Below are 18,780 nucleotides of genomic sequence, written 5' to 3'. Positions count from 1 at the left end.
TTTGTTGTATCGGTGTGGATTCACTGGCCTATCTTACCAATGCCTCCTAGAATCTTACTTCGGTCTCAAGAGAAGCCAATAAAATGAAGCTGATTACCGCACTACATAGCCCTTTTGGTCGGAAAATTCGCATTGTCTTGGCGGAAAAAAAGATCGATTTTGAGCTGATCATCGCCAAGCCCGGCGAAGACGACGCCCTGATTCAAAGCTATAACCCACTGGGTAAAGTGCCGGTTTTGGCGCTCGATGATGGTCGGGTTATTTATGATTCAAGCGTTATCGCCGAGCATTTAGACTACTTATCGCCAGTATGTAAGTTATTTCCAAGCGATCAACGTCCGATGATTAGCGCCAAACGCACTGCGGCTTTAGCCGATGGGATTTGTGATGCCGCCGTTGCCATCGTGCTGGAGCAGCGCCGTCCTAGCGCCTTGCAAAGCCACGATGCAATCAACCGCCAGCAAGACAAAATCAAACGAGGCCTCAGCGCACTAGCAAGCCAACTGGAAGAAAAGCGCTGGTTTTCTGGCGATGCATATAGCATTGCGGATATCGCGGTGATTTGTATGCTTGAATACTTGGATTTACGCCTACCCCAACTGCAATGGGCCACTCACTACCCCGCCTTACAACAATATCACCTGCGGGTTGGCGAGCGCGCGGCCATGGTTGAAACTCGGCCAGTAGCGATGACTTCTCTCGCTTAAATCTAAGCGCTGTTGACGTTGGTTTACGCTCGCCTAGGTATGATCTGCCAGACCCGCGTTAACAGAATCTAAACCAATAACCAATAAAAAAGCGCAGTTTTTAATCTGCGCTTTTTTATTGGCCGTGCTGCGTTTAAATTCTACTCTCCGTCACCGGATCGAATAACACCACTTTTTTCATATCCAGCACCAGCTTAATACTCTGCCCTGTAGGGGGCACTAGTCGTGGATGCACGCGAGCAATCACTTCAACGCCATTGACTTCGGTATACACCATCGTATCAGGCCCCGTCGGCTCGGTGATTTTCACCTTGCACTCCAGCGCACTCGATTGCGCCTCAGCCACATCCAGTTGTTCTGGCCGGATCCCTAGGGTGATTTTTTCACCCAAACGCGCACGCAAATTAGGCCGTCCCGCCAAGCTAATAAAATATGGGCTCGCCATCCCTTGCAAAGAAACTCCCAACTCGCCGTCATGCTCAATTAAATGGCAGGGAATAAAATTCATTGAGGGTGAACCAATAAAACTCGCCACAAAAAGATTCGCTGGGTTCTCATAAATATCTTGTGGGCGGCCAAATTGTTGAATCACACCGTCTTTCATGACGGCGATTTTGTCGCCCAAAGTCATCGCTTCAATCTGATCGTGCGTCACATACACAATCGTCGTTTTCAGGCGCTGGTGCAATTGCTTGATTTCAACGCGCATTTCAACGCGCAATTTGGCATCCAAATTCGATAGCGGCTCATCAAATAAAAATAGCTTGGGATTACGGGCTAATGCGCGGCCCATCGCCACACGTTGCCGTTGTCCACCCGACAAAGCCGCCGGTTTGCGCTCAAGCAAATGATCCATTTGCAGCATTTTGGCAACGCGAGCAATGATTTCATTTTGCTCCGCCTTCGCAATGCCGCGCGTTTCTAAGCCAAAAGCAATATTTTGTCGAACCGTCATGGTTGGATATAAGGCATAACTTTGAAACACCATCGCGATGTCGCGATCTTTTGGCGCTACATTGGTGACGGCACGATCCGCAATACAAACCTCACCCGTCGTTGGGCTTTCTAGTCCCGCAATAATATTCATCAAGGTCGATTTACCACAACCGGATGGGCCAACCAAAATCAAAAACTCACCGGACTCAATATCAATATTGATGCCTTTTAAAATTTGCGTATCACCAAATGTCTTGGTGACATTTTTAATGGCTAAAGCACCCATTGCATTCTCCAAATTGATTGAGTAAGCCAAGTCATCACTTGACTTAACCTTTGACCGCACCTGCCGACAAACCTTTCACAAAATACTTGCCGCAAAACACATACACCGCAATCGTTGGTAGCGCCGCAATCAGTGCTGCAGCCATATCGACGTTGTATTCCTTCACATTGGTCGAGGTATTGGCCATATTATTCAAACCCACGGTAATCGGCTGACTATCTCCGGCGGAGAAAACCACACCAAATAAGAAATCATTCCAAATATTGGTAAATTGCCAGATCAACGTCACCATAATAATCGGCGTCGACATAGGGATAATAATTCGCCAAAAAATCCGCCAAAACCCAGCGCCATCGAGCCGCGCCGCTTTAATCAGCTCATCGGGAATGCCCACATAGTAATTGCGGAAAAACAGCGTGGTTGAGGCTAAACCACACACCACATGCACAAAGACCAAGCCGGTGGTGGTGCTGGCAATGCCTAGCCAACCTAAGGTTTGCGCCATCGGTAGCAGCAAGACCTGAAATGGCATAAACACCCCAAATAAAATCATCGCAAACACAATATTGGAGCCCGGAAAACGCCATTTCGACAACACATAGCCGTTAATCGCGCCCAACGTCGTTGAAATCAACACCGCAGGAATCACCATTTTGACTGAGTTCAAAAAATAGCCTGATAGACCATCACAAGAAACCCCAGTACACGCCGAACTCCACGCCTTGCCCCATGCGGCAAAGCCAATGTTTTGCGGGAAGGACAATAAGTTGCCTGTGCGAATTTCTTCCATGTCTTTCACCGACGTTGTCAGCATCACATACAGCGGAATCAAGTAATACAGCGCGGCAAACACCAGCGCGGCATACACCAAACCCCGCCAAAAACGTTCTTGGTTCATACCATTCTCCCTGATACGCAAACCCGACGCAGAGGCGCAGAGACGCGGAGAAAAACATCAGATGGCATCGTACAGATTTGAGCTAAGTTCATACTCAAAGTCGTTCCTCTGCGTCTCTGCGTCTCTGCGTTCGCCGTTGTTTTTATATCTTGTGATAGGACATTAACCATTACCGTCTTTCCTCAGCTCTGAATACAAATACGGCACCACAATCGCTGCTACCGCCATCAGCATCATCATCGCGCTGGCCGCACCCACCCCCATTTGTCCGCGTGTAAAGGCCATTGAATACATAAAGGTTGCCGGCAAATCCGATGAATAGCCTGGGCCGCCGCCGGTTAACGCCATAATCAAATCAAAGCTTTTAATCGCAATGTGTGAGAGCACCATCAAGGTGGAAAACACCACCGGGCGCAATGCCGGTAACACGATTTTCCAATAAATTCGTGGCAAGCTCGCGCCATCAATTTGCGCGGCTTTAATAATCGAATCATCCACCCCACGCAAACCGGCTAAAAACAGCGCCATCACAAACCCCGATGATTGCCATAATCCGGCCAGCACCACGGTATAAATCGACATTTCGGAATTAACTAACCAATCAAACGTGAACTGGGTAAAGCCCCAGTCATGCATTAATTTTTCTATCCCTAAGCCGGGATTCAAAATCCATTTCCACGCCGTGCCGGTCACAATGAAAGACAAGGCCATGGGGTAAAGATAAATCGTGCGAATGGCACCTTCAAAACGGATTTTTTGATCCAATAAAATGGCCAATACAACCCCGATGCCCATTGCACCGCCAATAAATAGCACCGCAAAAATCACTAAATTACGCACTGCAACCCACCAGCGCTCATTGTCAAATAAGGTGATGTATTGCGCTAAACCGGCCCATTCATAATTGGGCAGCATGCGCGAGGTGGTGAATGACAAATAGCCATTCCAGACAATAAAGCCATATAAAAAAACTAGGGTCAGAACAAACGACGGGGCTAAAACGAGGCGCGGCAGCCAGCGCTCCGCAAACCCATATTGGGCCGTACGGACAGGCATCGTCATATTGGATTCTCCGCAAAAGCAAAGATAAATAGATGGGTATATGAATGGAGCTATTTTATTTAAATGTCCTCATCCATATACCCTAGAGGAAATTACATGGTTTTCGCTGCTTTAGCGATTTTGACTGCCGCGTCTTTCGCGCTCATTTTGTCGTCATTCCAGAACTGCGTTACCACATCAAACATGGCGCCTTGCGTTGCTGACTTCATCGCCATGCCATGTGCCCACGATGGAATCAAAGTGCCTTTAGTCGATGCCATCTTGAAGTCTTCAGCTGACTTTTGACCACACAGATCAAACTTGCTCATATTCACGCCCAAACGAGCAGGAATTGAGCCTTTGTTTAAGTTAAATAGCTCTTGAAACTCTGGGCTCATCAACGTTGCGGCTAATGCTTGCTGCCCTTTTTCAGCCTCTTTGTTTTTCAATTTAAACATCGCAAAACTATCAATATTAAAGGTGTACGCATTGGCAGTACCCGGTGCGGCTACGCACAGGAAGTCTTTGCCCGGTACTTTACCTGCCGCCATAAACTCGCCCTTGGCCCAGTCGCCCATAAACTGCATACCGGCTTTGCCATTAATCACCATGCTGGTGGCTAAATTCCATTCACGGCCTGAGCTATTTTTGTCGGTAAAAGGTTTGATTTTTTTATACGTTTCCAAGGCCTTAATCATCGTTGGGCCGCTTAAAGTACCTTGATCAAGTTGTACAAAGGCTTTTTTATAAAAATCAGCACCACCCACACCTAAAGCAACGGTTTCAAATACAGTGCTGTCTTGCCAAGGTTGGCCACCATACGCCACTGGCTGAACGCCAATTTTTTGTAATGCCGCAGCGGTTACAAAAAACTCATCCCAAGTTGTTGGCACTTTGGCATTGGCTTTTTTCAATAATTCTGGATTCACCCACAGCCAATTCACCCGATGCACATTCACTGGCGCGGCAACGTATTGACCTTTGTATTTCACGACGCTGGAGACCACCGGTGGCAATAATTTATCCCAGCCACCTTTTTTCGCCACGTCATCAATTGAAGCCAGCACCCCTTCAGCGCCCCACTCTTGAATCGAAGGCCCTTTAATTTGTGCTGCCGCTGGTGGGTTACCAGAAACCACGCGCGTTTTGAGCGCCGTCATGGCGTTTTCACCACCGCCACCGGCCACGGCAAAATCTTTCCAGGTGTAACCTTTGGCTTCCATCATTTTTTTTAATTCAGCCACTGACTTGGCTTCACCGCCTGAAGTCCAATAATGCAAGACCTCGACTTCAGCAGCCTGTGCTGCGAACGCAATGCCCATTCCTGCAACCAGCAAACCCAACTTGGTAAGACGCATTATCGTAATCTCCAGATGATTTTAATTTTGCCGAGTGCAGTCCTGCCTTCGGTTGTAGTCAGAATATAGTAACTACATACTGATAAAAATCAGGTAATCACCGGACAGGTATTCAACCTAGGGTGAATACCTTACATTCAGACGTAAAAAATGCCGTCCACTAAATACATGAACGGCATTGTTTGCTGACAAAAAGCTTTTACAGCTTAGCAAACCAATCACTAGCAGGCACTTCTTTGAGCATGGCGGCCAACTCCATCGCCGAATGCACATGCATTTTGGTGAAAATTCGCGCCCGATGTACTTCAACCGTTTTAGTACTGATATCTAATCGATCAGCGATCTGTTTATTGAGCTTGCCCAATAAGATTTCTTGCAGCACTTCGCGCTCGCGTGGCGTTAAATCGGCCAGCAATTCCACTACTTTTTGTTGGTGCTGTGCATTACCACGGCGCTGCTGATCTTCACTCAAACACGCTTGTACCCGCGTCAACAACAAGTCTTGATCACAGGGTTTTTCCATAAAATCACTGGCACCATCTTTGAGTGCATTCACCGCCATCGGCACATCACCATGCCCGGTTAAAAAAATAACCGGCGGCAAATAACTGCCTTCGCGCAGCTCGGCAAACAGCTCTAGCCCACTCATTCCGTCCATACGCACATCGACAATCAAGCAAGCAAAACGACTCGCATCGCCCTCATCCAAAAAAGCTTCGGCCGACGCATACGTCACCACCGGGCAATCGTGCGTTTCTAGTAATAAAGCCAATGAATCGCGTACCGCTTCATCATCATCAATCACCGCCACGGTTCGAATGGCCGCTTTGCTCGTCAAAACAGGCTTCATGATATTTCCTCACTCACATTAAAAGGTAGGCGAAACCGCATTCGAGTTCCGCCACCGGGATTAGGTTCGGCCCACAAATGGCCGCGATGTTGCTCAATCACTGAGCGGCAAATATTCAAGCCCATGCCCATGCCTTCGGACTTGGTACTATAAAACGGTTGAAATAATTGGGCCGGATCGGCCAAGCCGCTGCCTTGATCGGCGACGGTAACCTTTAAGGTATCGGCGCTAAAGCTCGCACTGACGATAATTTGTCGCTCGCCAATCGGCGTTTCGCTCATTGACTCGATCCCATTTTTAATCAAATTAAGCAGCACTTGCTCCAGCATCACCGGGTCGCCCTGAAAACTGGGTAAGTCACTCGGAATATCGAGCACAATTCTGGCCTTCATTTTTTGCACCATGGGGCCCAATAATTGCACTGGCACGCTGACCAAATCATTCAAAATGCACAACTCTCGGGTTGGTGCACGTTTGACGACAAACTGCCGAATGCCCCGAATAATCTGCCCAGCTCTACGCGCTTGTGCCGTCATTTTGACCAAGGTTTCTTGCACTTTAGCCAATGGGGGATCGGTTTTATACAACATGGTCTCACAGGCCGCGCTATAGCTGGCGATCGCTGCCAATGGCTGATTGAGTTCATGCGCCAAACTCGACGCCAATTCGCCCATATTGACTAGCCGGGCCGTGTGTTGCAATTGATCGTTGCGCGTGCGGGCCGCCTCTTGTGCTTGTTGCCTTGCCGTAATATCGGTACAGATTTCCAAAATGGCGCTGCGATTATTCACCCAGTCGACTTTACGCTGCTCAATTTGATAAGTCCGCCCAGTGTGCATATCAACGCTTTCAAAGACCCCATCGTGGTTTGCTGAATCAGTCAACCAGCGCGTTAAACAATACGCTTCGGCGTCTTTTGGAATTGCAAAAGTCTTGCTATGCAAACGATTGCGATACAGCAATACCCCGGTCTCAATATCGGTCACCGACACGGCCACCTCTAACCCCGCCAACACCGTTCGCAATTGCTGACGCGAGCTCGCCAGCGCTTCACGCTCTTGCTTGAGCTCAGTCACGTCATACATGGACGCCATCCAGCCACGATGAACCCCGTGACTATCGACTAATTTGGACGAATACAAGCGCACATCAAAGCGCTCGCCATCATTACGCATAAAGCGCAATTCAAAACCATTGGCCGGACATTCACCCCGCAAAATCGCCTGATAGGCATTAGCACATGCGTCCAAACATTCCGGTGGCCAAAACACCATCGGCGGCTTAGCGCCAATTAACTCCGCCTCAGACCAACCCACCATATTGGCAAACGCCCGATTCACATAGCTCAGCTTGCCCTCTGTATCCATCGCACGTAAGCCAGTGACTAGCGAGGTTTCCATCGCCGAGCGAAATAAGATCTCATCACGCAGCGCATACTCGGCATATTGCCTTTCACGCATCCGTAAACGCAGCATTTTCAGCGACCATAGCAGTAATAATAACAGCGCTGTAATTAAGCCAATCAACCAAAAATTAGACTGCTTCGCCACCGGATCAACAGACCTAGCCAATAAACGTAAGTTTTGCTGGCTCGCCCCGCCAAATGGCACTTCACGAATATCCTTGCCTGTTAAACGCGAATGATAGCGATTGGGCGCAATCACTTGATTATTACTATCGACTAATTGCAATTGATAGCGCTGCACCATCCACCACGGCACACGCTGCAATAATAAAATCGACAAATCATAAACCGCCAGTACCGCACCTTGATATTCAGTTTGATGAAAAAACGGCACCACATGCACCATTTGCGGTGAATTACGCCAAATCACATTACTCACCATCGGATAACCCAAGGTCGCGGCACCATCAATCACCTCGGTGAGTAATGAATCACTGAGTGAAACTAAGCTATCAGGTCGACGTTCAAAATTGGGAAAGCCATCCCCCCGTTGGCCTTTGGCATTCACCCACTCGATATTGACGATTTCTGGATTGGACTTCATCAGCGCTTCGGCGCGGCGTTGAAAATCCAGCTGCTGCATACTGTCCGATGCCAAGCCATACGCCAGATTTTCTAAAACATTTTGATTGCTTTGCAAGCGGCCGCGGATTTCTTGCTCTTGCCACAGCATGTCTTGCGCCATCGTCGCTTCACGCACAAATAATTCTTGACGATAATCTTGCCAAGCGTAAGCCAAGACGGCGGTCAGCAGCGATGCAATCGCCAAATATGCCAAGGCCCACGGCCAATTACGTTGCCAACTGCTTAAATTAGGCCATTTTTTCATAGGGGAGAGGATACGATGAACCGGGTTCGATTCCCCATACAGTAATACCCATGCCGCAGAAAAACAAAAACCCTGCTTCATTTGCAGGGTTTTGCGTCTCAATCACCACATTCGCTTAGTTTTTGACTGGCACCGCCGCCAAACTGGCCGTCAGTAAAGCCCAAAATTGCGTCACCGAGGCCATCTCAACGCGCTCATCCGGAGAATGCGCGCCGCGTATCGTCGGCCCAAATGACACCATATCTATTGCTGGATACGTTTTACCAATCAAACCGCATTCCAAACCAGCATGAATCACCTTCACTTTGGGCGCTGAGCCATACAACGCTTGATAGGTCTGTTGCAGCACCGTTAAAGCCCGCGATTGCAGATTGGGCGCCCAGCCTGGGTAAGCGCCGCTACTTTCCACCGCAAATCCACCTAAGCGCGCAATCGCCCGAATGGTTTGAACCAATTCAGTCACGCCGGTTTCGGTTAAAGAGCGCACCATTAACACCGCATCAAAACGTCGACCATCAAACTGCACCACCCCCAAATTATTCGAGCTTTCCACCACGCCCGCCACCTCGTTACTCCAGCGACGAATGCCATGCGGCAAGCCCATCAATAAATTTACCACCTTGGCACTATCTGCATGACTAAGCACCTGCTCGGCCTGTCCATCGACCACCTGCAGTGCAATATCGCTTTCAACGGCTTGCAACTCTTGCTGCCATTCGGCCAAGCATTGCGCAGTAAACGCCGCAAAATTCGCCGCATCACACGCCGGAATCGCAATCCGCGCAAACGCTTCACGCGGTAAAGCATTGCGTAATGAACCACCACGCAAACTCACTAAGCGTAAATCAAATAGGGGTATTGCTTGGAACAGCAGACGAGACATGAGCTTGATGGCATTACCCCGCTCAAGATGAATATCAACTCCAGAATGCCCGCCCTTCAGACCGGTTAACGCCAGATCACGCACCACCCAGCCCGCAGGCATCGGCTCGGGATGCAAAGTTTGCCCCACACTGACATCAATGCCACCGGCACAGCCAACGTACAACTCGCCCCAGTCTTCAGTATCTAAATTAAACAGCAACTGCCCTTGCAAGCAATTGGGCTGCAAGCCCTTCGCGCCGCTCATGCCCGACTCTTCGTCGATGGTCAGCAACACCTCAAGCGGGCCATGGACCAGATCTTGGCTTTCCAACACCGCTAACGCCGCCGCCACCCCAATCCCGTTGTCAGCCCCGAGTGTCGTCCCCTCGGCATGCATCCAGCCATCGGCAATATAGGTTTTAATCGGGTCACGCAAAAAATCATGCACTACGGCTTCGTTTTTTAACGCCACCATATCCAAATGGCCTTGCAACACCACGCCCAGACGATTTTCCATCCCCGGCGTAGCCGGCTTGCGAATCAGTAAATTACCAACGGCATCGAGCTCATGACTTAAGCCCAATTGACTGGCCCAAGCTTGAATCTGCGCTCGCAACGCCGCCTCATGATGCGATGGTCGCGGATAAGCACACAACACGGCAAAGTGCTGCCACAACAAGCTCGGTTCAACGTTTTTACAAATCATGCAAAGCCTCAAACAACATTCAACTAGGGCGACAATCTACGGGAATTCGCCAATCTCAGCTGCAGCATTTTAGCGTAATCGGTATTTTTCACACCGCGCAGCAACCCGCACAAACCAAAACATCGCGACATATCAAAATTTTATACCGATGTATTTGAATAAAGACCAACAAATTCAAGATCTAGATTGAGATACCCTATAAATCAATAAAAATAAGTCCTGAACAAATAAAAACAAAACGCCAGTATTACCAACAGCAAAACCAATTATTCTTATCGCTTATTCATAATGAATTTGGTTTAAAGCAAATTCCATCTACCCCTTTTGTCTTAGTCTAGATAGCGTTGATCCAGAAGATCCGTCGCCTAAGGAATTGCCGCCATGACCCAAAATCATCCCAAACTGACCACTGATCCCTATTACGACGGCGTGCCCGAATACATGACCGAAGTGTATGACTGGGCCTATGTTGACCCCAAATGGGTGAAAGTCCTTGATCGCAACATCGTGGTGCGCATTTTGTTGTTTTTAAACGATCAACGACTGATGAAATGCTATCTGGACGAAATCCAACCGGGCATGCGCGTTTGGCAATTGGCCCATGTTTATGGCGATTTAGTCCGCCGCGCCGCGCAACGCGTCGGCCCCGCAGGCGCCTTTCATTTAACCGATGTCACCCCCATCCAAATTGAACACGGCAGCAAAAAATTAAAAGGCATGGATTGGGCCAAAGTCATTCGCAGCGACGCGGCGGGTTTTGCTGGCATCGGTGGCGACTATCAATTAATTTGCAGTTTTTTCTTATTGCACGAAGTGCCCGACGAAAAAAAATACGAAATCGTCAATCATATGCTGGCGAAATTGCCGGTTGGCGGCAAAGCCATTTTTGTCGATTATCACAATCCCAAAAAATGGCAACCGATTCGCTACATCCTCAAACTCGTCAACCACCTGCTCGAACCCTTTGCCAATGCCTTATGGGACAACGAAATTCAGCACTACGCCAGTCATGCCGACCAGTACACATGGAAAAAACGGACGATTTTTGGCGGGGTATATCAGTGCGTCGTGGTGGAACACGCGAAGTAAACCGGGAGTGGGGAATGGGGAATGGGGAATGGCGGAGTATGCTCGCGATTGAGCCGCTGCCGCGTCAATCCAAAAGTCACTGCCTGTCCGCATGTAAAACGTCCCTCAAAACCTCAGCGCAGCCGCCATTAAAAACAACACCGCCGGATGAACAGCCGAGCGGTTTTATATCCATAATACGGCGCACTACGCTGCGCTTTGAGTGCGCCCTACTCGCTCTACAAGACCGGTAGAGATCCACGCTAAGATGAAATTTTGATGTGCCACGATATTGGCGGGTTACGCCTTCGGCTAACCCGCTAGTGTGATGTATTAAGCTACAGCCATTGATTAACAAAGGCTACATGGCAATACCCATCAATGATCGCCAGCACTTCCCTCTTCTTTTGCTGCGGGCATCACTTTCACCAACACAATCCGTGGGCCGTTCATTTTTTTGACGACGACGCTAAAACCATCGAACTCGATGCGCTCGCCTTCGACCGGTAGATTACCGAGTTTCCATTGAATCAAGCCGCCGACGGTTTCGGCTTCGGGGTGATCGATGTCTTTGCCCAGCATTCGACCCAATGAATACAGCGATAAACTGCCTTTGCCCAAGAGCGCGCCGTCGTCTTGCTCTAACCAATCATTGCGCGACTGCCGAAATTCATCACGGATTTCGCCGACCAGAGCGGCCATTAAATTATCCAGCGTGACAAAGCCCATTGGTTGCGCTTCGTCGGCGTAGGTGACGATGGCAAAATGCGGCGCGCCTTCACGAAAGCGGCGAAACAGCTCTAGCACCGGCGTTTCTGGCGTGACTTGTTCAACCGGACGCACGTAATCGCTTAAATCGGACACGTCGGCGTGGCGTAATTCGGCCAAAAATAGATTTTTTAAATGAATAATCCCCAACACTTCGCCGTCTTCATTCACAAACGGATAGCGGCTAAAGCGTTGTGTTGCGATGACTTGTAAATTTTCTGCGAGCGACACATCGCTATGCAGCACCGCGGCTTCATGAAAAGGCCGCATCAAATCGGCGACTTTCAGTCGACCAAAATCCAAAGACTGCTCAACGACATTCCATTCTTCGCGGCGATTGGCATCGCCATTGCCGCGCAAAATCATTTTCAACTCATCGGCAGAATAATGACTTTCATGACCGGAATGCCCGTCCAAACCCAGTCGGCGTAACAAGCCATTGGCGCTGTGATTGAGTAGCCAAATCGCCGGATACATTAACCAATAAAAGAAATACAAAGGCACCGAAGTCCATAGCGCAACGACTTCAGGACGGCGGATGGCCAATGATTTGGGCGCTAATTCGCCAACGACGATATGCAAAAATGAAATTAAGGTGAAAGCAAAAAAGAAGGAGACGCTATGAATCAAAGCCGCCGATTCAACGCCCAACAGCATAAAGACCGGCTCAAGTAAGCGAGAGAATGCCGGTTCACCAATCCAGCCCAAACCGAGCGATGCCAAGGTGATGCCAAGCTGGCAAGCCGATAAATACGCGTCCAGCTGACTATGTACTTTGCCAAGAATTCGCCCGCGCCAGCCATAGATTTTGGCTAAACCCTTAGCGCGAGTTGCTCGTAATTTAACCAAGCCAAATTCGGCGGCGACAAAAAAACCATTGAGCAGCACCAACGCCAAAGCGATGAGGCTTAAAAAGAAATTTTCCATAATGCGGGCTAAGCCCGTCCAGAACGATCAGCTGTTTATTTTAAGCGCTACCTTCCCATTGCTGGGACAAATATTCAGCAAAGCCCCAAAAAGACCACGAATAGGACAAAAAGAGCGCATCCGCGCTGGTTTTAAGTCGTCAAACTCAAAACCAACTACAAACACGGGCTTGGTATTGCCATAACCCTAAAATCCGAGTCTCACCTTCGGCCATACAAACCCCCTCTCAAAGCAGAGTCGAGCTAAAATAGTCGATTGCCTTATAAGCCCACGCCATGACTCTCGCCAAACCAAAACCCAAAGCTAAGACGTATTTATCTGCAGGCTCGAAAAATAAAGCGCCGCAAGGCAATACCCAAGTAGCCAGTCTAGCGAGAGCTTTGTCCAAGCTCGGGTTCTGTTCGCGCAGCGAAGCCGAAGCCTTGGTATTACAAGGCGCGGTGAGTGTGAATGGCAAGGTGTGTGTGGAGATCAATCGCCGCGTCGATTTAGCGCGCGATCAACTACGCGTCAACGGCCAAAGTGTTGCCGCTGAAAAGAAAGTCTATTTGATGCTCAATAAGCCACGCGGCTTAATTACCAGCGCGCAAGACGAGAAAAACCGCGACACGGTGTTTAGTTGCTTCAACAACAGTCAGGGTGCTACGCTGCCACACATCGGCCCGGTTGGGCGACTGGATAAAGCCAGCGAAGGCTTGTTGCTATTCACCAACGACACCCAATGGGCGGCGCGCCTTACTGATCCGGCCAGCCATTTGGACAAAATCTATCACGTGCAAATCGATCGCCTTGCCACACCAGAGCTGATCGCCGCGATGCAAGCGGGCGTGCTGATGGATGACGGCACGCCACTCAAAGCCAAGCGCGTGACCTTGTTACGCAGCGGCGAAAAAAATGCATGGCTGGAAGTCGTGCTCGACGAAGGCAAAAACCGCCACATCCGCCGCCTGCTTGAAGCCAATCAAATCAATACGCTGCGATTGATACGCGTCGCAATTGGTAGCTTGGAATTAGGGGAATTAGCGAAGGGCGAATGGCGGGAATTGAGTAGGGACGAAATTAAGCAATTAACCATGTAGGGTGCCAATCAGCGCTATTTAAGGAATGAAAACTCCAACGAAATTGACTGGGTTACAACCAACCGGCTCGCCATTGCGTTTGATTTTCTAGCTCACTCCAATGCAAAGTGAAATGCCGTTTACTCAGTACCGCTTCTAACGTGACCTGCTCAACCTTTTGTGCGTCTAGCGGATCTATGTCGACTTTGACGACGAGAAAGTGCTTCTCGCGTTGCTGCGGCACAACGGCGGTCCATTTGGTATTTAGCAGCTTTTTTGGGTGCCAACTGCGCGTTGGGTGCGTCATCGGTGAGGCTCCGGTAAATCTTTAATCCAACTTAATTGGCAGTAGCATCTGTATGGTATTTAGCCGACTCATCTGCAGAATAGTTAAAATCAGGCCAAGCATTGATGTCGTCATTAAACCGGCGTGGCAAAAAATGTAAGTGCAAATGAGCTACCGATTGCTGAGCAGCAACTTCATTAGCATTCAAAATATTAAAACCTGTAGCTTCCAGAGCCTCATTAAATTGCTTCGCCAATGATTGGCATGCCTCAATCAGCGCAACGCCAATCTCTGGAGGAGCATCAAGCAAACTAGTGTAATGCTGACGGCTCACAATCAAAGTGTGTCCAATGACTTCTTGCTGCAATGGCGAAATGCAAAAAAACTCTGTATTTTGATAGATAACGTTCGCATCCGCCAAGTCAGCCGCAATTTTGCAAAATGGGCAAGATAGCGTAGATACCGTCATTATTTAAACACCGGCCGATCAATCCCATATTCCACCAGCGTTTCCAGCGAGATTAAATCCAGAATGTTTTCATGCGTGGCGGCGAGGACAATTTGCGGGGCAGCGCCGGCTTTGAGCGCTTCGAGCCAGCGCGTCGCGCAAAGACACCATTGATCACCAGGTTTAAGCCCAGCAAAGCCGTATTCTGGCCGTGGCGTGGATAAATCATTGCCACGCTGTTGAGAAAACCTTAAAAATGGGCTACTGAGCACCACGCAAACAATATGCTCGCCGATATCGGTTTCATGAGTTCGGCAACAACCATCACGGAAAAATCCAGTTAAAGGCACAAAACTACAAGGTTTGAGTGCTTGACCTAATACATTGATATCCATGGGTATTGCTCGCTAAGGTTTAAATGGTAATGCGTTGACCGTCATACCCTACTTCAATACCAGCAGGTAACGTCGCAGTTAAAGCGTGATATTCCAATTCATGCGTCATATGAATGAACACCGTGCGTTTAGCGGCAATTTTAGCGGCGACTTGCAGTGCTTGTTCTACCGATAAATGCGTTGGATGCGCTTTGTGGCGCAAACAATCCAAAAACAATAAATCTAAATTCTGCAGCAAGGCTTCACTCTCAGGCGGGATTTCCGACACATCGGTGAGGTAGGCAACATTGCCAATTCGCCAGCCCAGAATCGGCCATTTGCCGTGAATCAGCGGTATTGGCTGGATAGTCACCGCGCCGACTTGAAACGGCTCAGCATCGACTTCGTGAATGGTGAGCACCGGTTTATCCCAAAATTCATTGGGTTTAAACAGCGTATACGGAAAGCGCTCTCGGATATGGCCGAGCATTAAACGATTGCCATACACCGGCAAAGCCGCTTTTTGTAACCAGCAAAACGCGCGTAAATCGTCGATACCATTCAGGTGATCAGCGTGCGGATGGGTATACAGCACCGCATCAACGTGCAAGATCTGTTCGCGCAATGCTTGGCTGCGCAGGTCTGGCCCAGTGTCGATCAAAAAAGTTTGTCCACCCGCACGAATCACCGCCGAAGCGCGGCTGCGGGTGTTTTTTGGATCGCTTGAGCTACACGTTGGGCAGCTGCACCCCAAGGCGGGTGAGCCACCACTGGAGCCTACGCCCAATAAAATGGTTTCTACGGCAAGGCTGGTCATTGTGGATGGCGCGCACGAGCAAATAGTTTAAAGAAATTTTGCGTGGTCGCCTCGGCCACGTCGCTCAGTGGAATGCCTTTTAATTCAGCAATATGCTCAGCAACATGGCGCACCCAAGCCGGTTGATTTTGTTTGCCGCGATGCGGCATTGGCGCAAGGTAAGGCGAATCGGTTTCGATCAGCAGGCGATCAAGCGGCATTAGCCGTGCCAGTTGTTTTAAATCTTCGGCTTTTTTAAACGTCACAATGCCTGAGAGTGAAATATAAAAACCTAAATCCATCGCTTGTTGCGCCACTTCCCAGCTTTCGGTAAAGCAGTGCATGACACCGCCAACGTCTTGGGCGTTTTCTTCACGCAAAATCCGAATAGTGTCCTCAGATGAGGCACGAGTATGAATAATCAGCGGTAAGCCCGTTTCACGCGCCGCGCGAATATGCGTGCGAAACCGCTCACGCTGCCACTCTAAATCACCGGTTAGCCGGAAATAATCCAAGCCTGTTTCGCCAATGGCGACCACTTTGGGCGATTGCGCCAACTCAACCAATTGCGCGACCGTCGGCTCGGGCGTGTCTTCGTAATCAGGGTGTACGCCCACCGAGGCAAAGATATTGTCATGCTGCTGCGCCAGTGCCAGTACCGATGGCAACTCAGGTAAATTGACTGCGACACAGAGCGCATGGCTCACATCGTAATCTCGCATATTGGCTAATAATTGCGGCATATTGGCCGCAAGATCAGCAAAATTAATATGGCAGTGCGAATCAACAAACTTCATCATTTTTCTTCATTCAATAAAAAAGCCGTACCTGAAGGCACGGCTTGAATCATAACTGAAACAGTTACATCGTGTGCGTTGTCCGCCCTGATTGCAGATAACCGCCGAGTAAATTTTCAATTTTCACCCGTGCTAAATTACCGGCTTCGTTGCTAGAAAATTGCACACCAATGCCTTGCTGATGATTATTATGCGCGCCAGGCGGTGTAAGCCAAACCACATTGCCTGAAACGGCAATCCGCGCCGGATCATCCAATAGCGCCAACAACATAAAGACTTCATCGCCTAAGTTGTAGAGCTTATTGGTGGGGATAAAAATCCCACCGCCTTTAATAAACGGCATGTAGGACGCATATAAAGCGGCTTTTTCTTTAATATTTAGCGACAGCACACCAGGACGAGAGGCGGCTGCGCGTACTGGATCTTCGCTCATATTTTTCCTTGGCGAGACGGCCCACGTAAGGCATCCACATAGGCAAACAGCAGATTTTCAAACACCAGTCGCTGATTCAGTGGATGACGAGATAATTTTTGCGCATCAGTGAGTTGATTCACGTATTGCATCAACTGTGGTGCTCGTGGGGCAAGCCGCGTTAATGCATCTTGCCAATCAGGATAATAACGAATTTTCCCTGCCAAGCCCAAACTAATCAGATCGTAAATCCACTTCTGTAGCCATGTAAGCACTAAATCGGTATCTAATTTGGCTTTATCTAATTCAGTACAGAGTTTTAATACATCTAAAGTCGCGGGTTCTGCAATCTGCGTCAGAAAGTTCTGCCGCACAGCGAGCCATTCTGCTGCTGCATCCTCCATTGCCGCTAATGGCGCACCGCCAGTATGCGCCAAGTGCAGCGCCGGATTAACGACGCCCTGTGCATTGAGCCATTGCATCGCCACCGTTGAATCAGGTAGCGACAAAGGAAAAACACGGCAACGACTGCGTATCGTTGGCAATAACCGTCGCCAGTGATCGGCCACCAAAATAAACACCGCTCCAGCGGGTGGCTCTTCCAACGTTTTTAAAAATGCATTGGCTGCCGCCACATTCATGGTGTCGGCAGGCATCACTAAAGTCACCCGCACACTACGTCGATGCGCCGAGAGATTCACAAAGTCAGCCAAAGCACGTACATCTTCAACCCGAATCACTTCTGATTTTTTCTTGGCCTTTTTACTCTCGGTCTCGTCAGGGCGCTCTTCTTCTGCGTCCTCCGGCTGCAACACGCGATAGTCCGGATGATTGCCAGCCAAAAACCAACGACAGCCATCGCAAACACCGCAAGGTTGCGTTGATTTTTCTGTGTCTTCGCAAAGAAGAAATTGCGCGAGATAAACTGCAAAAGCACGCTTACCAATACCGGGCTCGCCAGTCAGCAATAAAGCATGTGGCCAGCGATCACGCTCGCGCAGCAATTCTTGCCATGCCGTCTGTAGCCACGGGTATAAAGTCGGTGTTTTATTCATAATCAGCAAAAATTTCCGCCAATTCGGCCTGAATCACATCTAACGGCCGATTGGCATCAATGACTCGAATCCGTTGCGGATTTTGCTGGGCACGTTCAAGATAGGCGGTACGAACACGCGCATGAAAATCGTGTTGCTCACGCTCAAATCGATCTAACACTCGGCCATTGGCCATACGCGCTTGACTCACTTCAAGTGGCACATCAAAAATCAATGTCAAATCAGGTTCGATCAAGCCTGCTTCACGCCCTTGCACCCACGCTTCAAGCTGGGCAAATTTGGTCTGATCAAGGCCACGGCCACCACATTGATAGGCAAATGTCGCATCCGAAAAACGATCGCATAACACCCATTCACCGCGCGCTAATGCCGGCTCAATCACCTCAGCCAAATGCTGTGCTCGCGAGGCAAACATCAACAAAGCTTCGGTTTCTAAAGACATCGACTCATTGAGTAACAGCGACCTTAGTTTTTCACCTAAACTCGTCCCGCCGGGCTCTCTTGATTGCTGTAATACGATGCCTTTCTGATGCAACCAAGCAGCAAGCCACGCTAAATGCGTGCTTTTGCCGGCACCATCAATGCCCTCTACCGAAATAAACCGCCCTCGTGCAACGCTTGCGCTCGTCATGAATCAACCAAATACAAAAAGAATGCCTGAATTGTCGCACAAACCATACAAGACAATAAACAAATTCCAGCACTAGCGGGTATATCAAGCTGAGCTTTATCTGGCAAAGGCTGCTATCAAATACAGTATATAAGTATCTGCATTGACTTTCACACGCACAAACGCCGGACAGCAAAAAGCCCGACTCTTTCGAATCGGGCTTTCTGGTATGGGGAGTCTG

General features: G+C 49.2%; 19 protein-coding genes. 3 read left to right on the top strand and 16 right to left on the bottom strand.

Annotation, left to right across the window (positions count from 1 at the left end):
• Positions 1-83 precede the first annotated feature (83 nt).
• Positions 84-707 carry a glutathione S-transferase N-terminal domain-containing protein gene (locus Q0V82_RS05755; protein ID WP_297573432.1) on the top strand — a complete coding sequence of 208 codons (624 nt, stop codon included), beginning with the start codon at positions 84-86 and terminating at the stop codon, positions 705-707.
• Between the two features lie 133 nt (positions 708-840).
• On the opposite strand, the gene Q0V82_RS05750 is transcribed toward Q0V82_RS05755, so the two are convergent.
• From Q0V82_RS05750 to Q0V82_RS05720, 7 genes are all read right to left on the bottom strand, one after another.
• Positions 841-1,929 carry an ABC transporter ATP-binding protein gene (locus tag Q0V82_RS05750; protein ID WP_297573429.1) on the bottom strand — a complete coding sequence of 363 codons (1,089 nt, stop codon included), beginning with the start codon at positions 1,927-1,929 and terminating at the stop codon, positions 841-843.
• Between the two features lie 43 nt (positions 1,930-1,972).
• Positions 1,973-2,827 carry a carbohydrate ABC transporter permease gene (locus Q0V82_RS05745; RefSeq protein WP_221021368.1) on the bottom strand — a complete coding sequence of 285 codons (855 nt, stop codon included), beginning with the start codon at positions 2,825-2,827 and terminating at the stop codon, positions 1,973-1,975.
• A 162-nt stretch (positions 2,828-2,989) separates the two neighbouring features.
• Positions 2,990-3,889 (bottom strand): carbohydrate ABC transporter permease, encoded by a 900-nt coding sequence (locus Q0V82_RS05740; RefSeq protein ID WP_297573424.1) that lies wholly within the window; start codon positions 3,887-3,889, stop codon positions 2,990-2,992.
• 92 nt (positions 3,890-3,981) lie between these two features.
• Positions 3,982-5,226: an ABC transporter substrate-binding protein gene (locus Q0V82_RS05735; protein WP_297573422.1), complete on the bottom strand. Its 1,245-nt coding sequence runs from the start codon at positions 5,224-5,226 to the stop codon at positions 3,982-3,984.
• A gap of 199 nt (positions 5,227-5,425) precedes the next feature.
• Complete coding sequence (locus tag Q0V82_RS05730) at positions 5,426-6,076, bottom strand: response regulator transcription factor (protein WP_297573419.1); 651 nt, start codon at positions 6,074-6,076, stop codon at positions 5,426-5,428.
• Positions 6,073-8,370 carry a PAS domain S-box protein gene (locus Q0V82_RS05725; RefSeq protein WP_297573417.1) on the bottom strand — a complete coding sequence of 766 codons (2,298 nt, stop codon included), beginning with the start codon at positions 8,368-8,370 and terminating at the stop codon, positions 6,073-6,075. Before Q0V82_RS05725 ends, Q0V82_RS05730 begins: the two co-directional genes overlap by 4 nt.
• Positions 8,371-8,485: 115 nt before the next feature.
• The gene (locus tag Q0V82_RS05720; protein ID WP_297573415.1) at positions 8,486-9,940 is read right to left on the bottom strand and encodes an aminoacyl-histidine dipeptidase; all 1,455 of its coding nucleotides are present in this window, start codon (positions 9,938-9,940) and stop codon (positions 8,486-8,488) included.
• A 381-nt stretch (positions 9,941-10,321) separates the two neighbouring features.
• On the opposite strand from Q0V82_RS05720, the gene rquA reads away from it, so the two are divergent.
• Complete coding sequence (rquA, locus tag Q0V82_RS05715; protein WP_297573414.1) at positions 10,322-11,029, top strand: rhodoquinone biosynthesis methyltransferase RquA; 708 nt, start codon at positions 10,322-10,324, stop codon at positions 11,027-11,029.
• Positions 11,030-11,386: 357 nt separating this feature from the next.
• Here rquA and Q0V82_RS05710 read toward each other — a convergent pair whose 3' ends face one another.
• Positions 11,387-12,703, bottom strand: a complete 1,317-nt coding sequence (locus Q0V82_RS05710; protein ID WP_297573413.1) for a hemolysin family protein — start codon at positions 12,701-12,703, stop codon at positions 11,387-11,389.
• 275 nt (positions 12,704-12,978) lie between these two features.
• Here Q0V82_RS05710 and Q0V82_RS05705 point away from each other — a divergent pair, with 275 nt between their 5' ends.
• Positions 12,979-13,782 (top strand): pseudouridine synthase, encoded by an 804-nt coding sequence (locus Q0V82_RS05705; RefSeq protein WP_297573412.1) that lies wholly within the window; start codon positions 12,979-12,981, stop codon positions 13,780-13,782.
• 52 nt (positions 13,783-13,834) lie between these two features.
• Here the strand turns inward: Q0V82_RS05705 and Q0V82_RS05700 are convergent, their stop codons facing one another.
• The 8 genes from Q0V82_RS05700 to tmk form a co-directional block, all read right to left on the bottom strand.
• Positions 13,835-14,068 carry a TIGR02450 family Trp-rich protein gene (locus Q0V82_RS05700; protein WP_297573410.1) on the bottom strand — a complete coding sequence of 78 codons (234 nt, stop codon included), beginning with the start codon at positions 14,066-14,068 and terminating at the stop codon, positions 13,835-13,837.
• 31 nt (positions 14,069-14,099) lie between these two features.
• On the bottom strand, positions 14,100-14,516 hold the full coding sequence (locus tag Q0V82_RS05695; RefSeq protein WP_297573408.1) for an HIT family protein: 417 nt from the start codon (positions 14,514-14,516) through the stop codon (positions 14,100-14,102).
• The gene (locus tag Q0V82_RS05690) at positions 14,516-14,890 is read right to left on the bottom strand and encodes a DUF2237 family protein (protein ID WP_297573406.1); all 375 of its coding nucleotides are present in this window, start codon (positions 14,888-14,890) and stop codon (positions 14,516-14,518) included. Before Q0V82_RS05690 ends, Q0V82_RS05695 begins: the two co-directional genes overlap by 1 nt.
• 19 nt (positions 14,891-14,909) lie before the next feature.
• Complete coding sequence (locus Q0V82_RS05685) at positions 14,910-15,686, bottom strand: MBL fold metallo-hydrolase (protein WP_297573404.1); 777 nt, start codon at positions 15,684-15,686, stop codon at positions 14,910-14,912.
• Complete coding sequence (locus tag Q0V82_RS05680; protein WP_297573600.1) at positions 15,683-16,462, bottom strand: TatD family hydrolase; 780 nt, start codon at positions 16,460-16,462, stop codon at positions 15,683-15,685. The genes Q0V82_RS05685 and Q0V82_RS05680 overlap by 4 nt, the downstream gene beginning before the upstream one ends.
• Before the next feature lie 64 nt (positions 16,463-16,526).
• Positions 16,527-16,895, bottom strand: a complete 369-nt coding sequence (locus tag Q0V82_RS05675; protein ID WP_221021382.1) for a PilZ domain-containing protein — start codon at positions 16,893-16,895, stop codon at positions 16,527-16,529.
• Entirely contained in the window at positions 16,892-17,929 is a 1,038-nt protein-coding gene (gene holB / locus Q0V82_RS05670) for a DNA polymerase III subunit delta' (protein WP_297573598.1), read from the bottom strand. The genes Q0V82_RS05675 and holB overlap by 4 nt, the downstream gene beginning before the upstream one ends.
• Positions 17,922-18,560 (bottom strand): dTMP kinase, encoded by a 639-nt coding sequence (gene tmk, locus Q0V82_RS05665; protein ID WP_297573401.1) that lies wholly within the window; start codon positions 18,558-18,560, stop codon positions 17,922-17,924. The genes holB and tmk overlap by 8 nt, the downstream gene beginning before the upstream one ends.
• Positions 18,561-18,780: the final 220 nt, after the last annotated feature.

Origin of the sequence: uncultured Deefgea sp. (assembly GCF_947072475.1) — a bacterium.
Lineage (GTDB): Bacteria > Pseudomonadota > Gammaproteobacteria > Burkholderiales > Chitinibacteraceae > Deefgea.
This window is presented reverse-complemented; position numbering and strand designations above follow the sequence as displayed.

Excerpts from the sequence above, each read along its gene's own strand:
- Q0V82_RS05680 (WP_297573600.1), bottom strand. The coding sequence starts at position 16,462 with ATGAAGTTTGTTGATTCGCACTGCCATATTAATTTTGCTGATCTTGCG.
- Q0V82_RS05750 (WP_297573429.1), bottom strand. The coding sequence starts at position 1,929 with ATGGGTGCTTTAGCCATTAAAAATGTCACCAAGACATTTGGTGATACG.
- Q0V82_RS05740 (WP_297573424.1), bottom strand. The coding sequence starts at position 3,889 with ATGACGATGCCTGTCCGTACGGCCCAATATGGGTTTGCGGAGCGCTGG.
- Q0V82_RS05695 (WP_297573408.1), bottom strand. The coding sequence starts at position 14,516 with ATGACGGTATCTACGCTATCTTGCCCATTTTGCAAAATTGCGGCTGAC.
- Q0V82_RS05675 (WP_221021382.1), bottom strand. The coding sequence starts at position 16,895 with ATGAGCGAAGATCCAGTACGCGCAGCCGCCTCTCGTCCTGGTGTGCTG.
- Q0V82_RS05745 (WP_221021368.1), bottom strand. The coding sequence starts at position 2,827 with ATGAACCAAGAACGTTTTTGGCGGGGTTTGGTGTATGCCGCGCTGGTG.
- Q0V82_RS05705 (WP_297573412.1), top strand. The coding sequence starts at position 12,979 with ATGACTCTCGCCAAACCAAAACCCAAAGCTAAGACGTATTTATCTGCA.
- Q0V82_RS05690 (WP_297573406.1), bottom strand. The coding sequence starts at position 14,890 with ATGGATATCAATGTATTAGGTCAAGCACTCAAACCTTGTAGTTTTGTG.
- Q0V82_RS05710 (WP_297573413.1), bottom strand. The coding sequence starts at position 12,703 with ATGGAAAATTTCTTTTTAAGCCTCATCGCTTTGGCGTTGGTGCTGCTC.
- Q0V82_RS05700 (WP_297573410.1), bottom strand. The coding sequence starts at position 14,068 with ATGACGCACCCAACGCGCAGTTGGCACCCAAAAAAGCTGCTAAATACC.
- Q0V82_RS05685 (WP_297573404.1), bottom strand. The coding sequence starts at position 15,686 with ATGACCAGCCTTGCCGTAGAAACCATTTTATTGGGCGTAGGCTCCAGT.
- holB (WP_297573598.1), bottom strand. The coding sequence starts at position 17,929 with ATGAATAAAACACCGACTTTATACCCGTGGCTACAGACGGCATGGCAA.
- Q0V82_RS05725 (WP_297573417.1), bottom strand. The coding sequence starts at position 8,370 with ATGAAAAAATGGCCTAATTTAAGCAGTTGGCAACGTAATTGGCCGTGG.
- tmk (WP_297573401.1), bottom strand. The coding sequence starts at position 18,560 with ATGACGAGCGCAAGCGTTGCACGAGGGCGGTTTATTTCGGTAGAGGGC.
- Q0V82_RS05730 (WP_297573419.1), bottom strand. The coding sequence starts at position 6,076 with ATGAAGCCTGTTTTGACGAGCAAAGCGGCCATTCGAACCGTGGCGGTG.
- Q0V82_RS05755 (WP_297573432.1), top strand. The coding sequence starts at position 84 with ATGAAGCTGATTACCGCACTACATAGCCCTTTTGGTCGGAAAATTCGC.
- Q0V82_RS05735 (WP_297573422.1), bottom strand. The coding sequence starts at position 5,226 with ATGCGTCTTACCAAGTTGGGTTTGCTGGTTGCAGGAATGGGCATTGCG.
- Q0V82_RS05720 (WP_297573415.1), bottom strand. The coding sequence starts at position 9,940 with ATGATTTGTAAAAACGTTGAACCGAGCTTGTTGTGGCAGCACTTTGCC.
- rquA (WP_297573414.1), top strand. The coding sequence starts at position 10,322 with ATGACCCAAAATCATCCCAAACTGACCACTGATCCCTATTACGACGGC.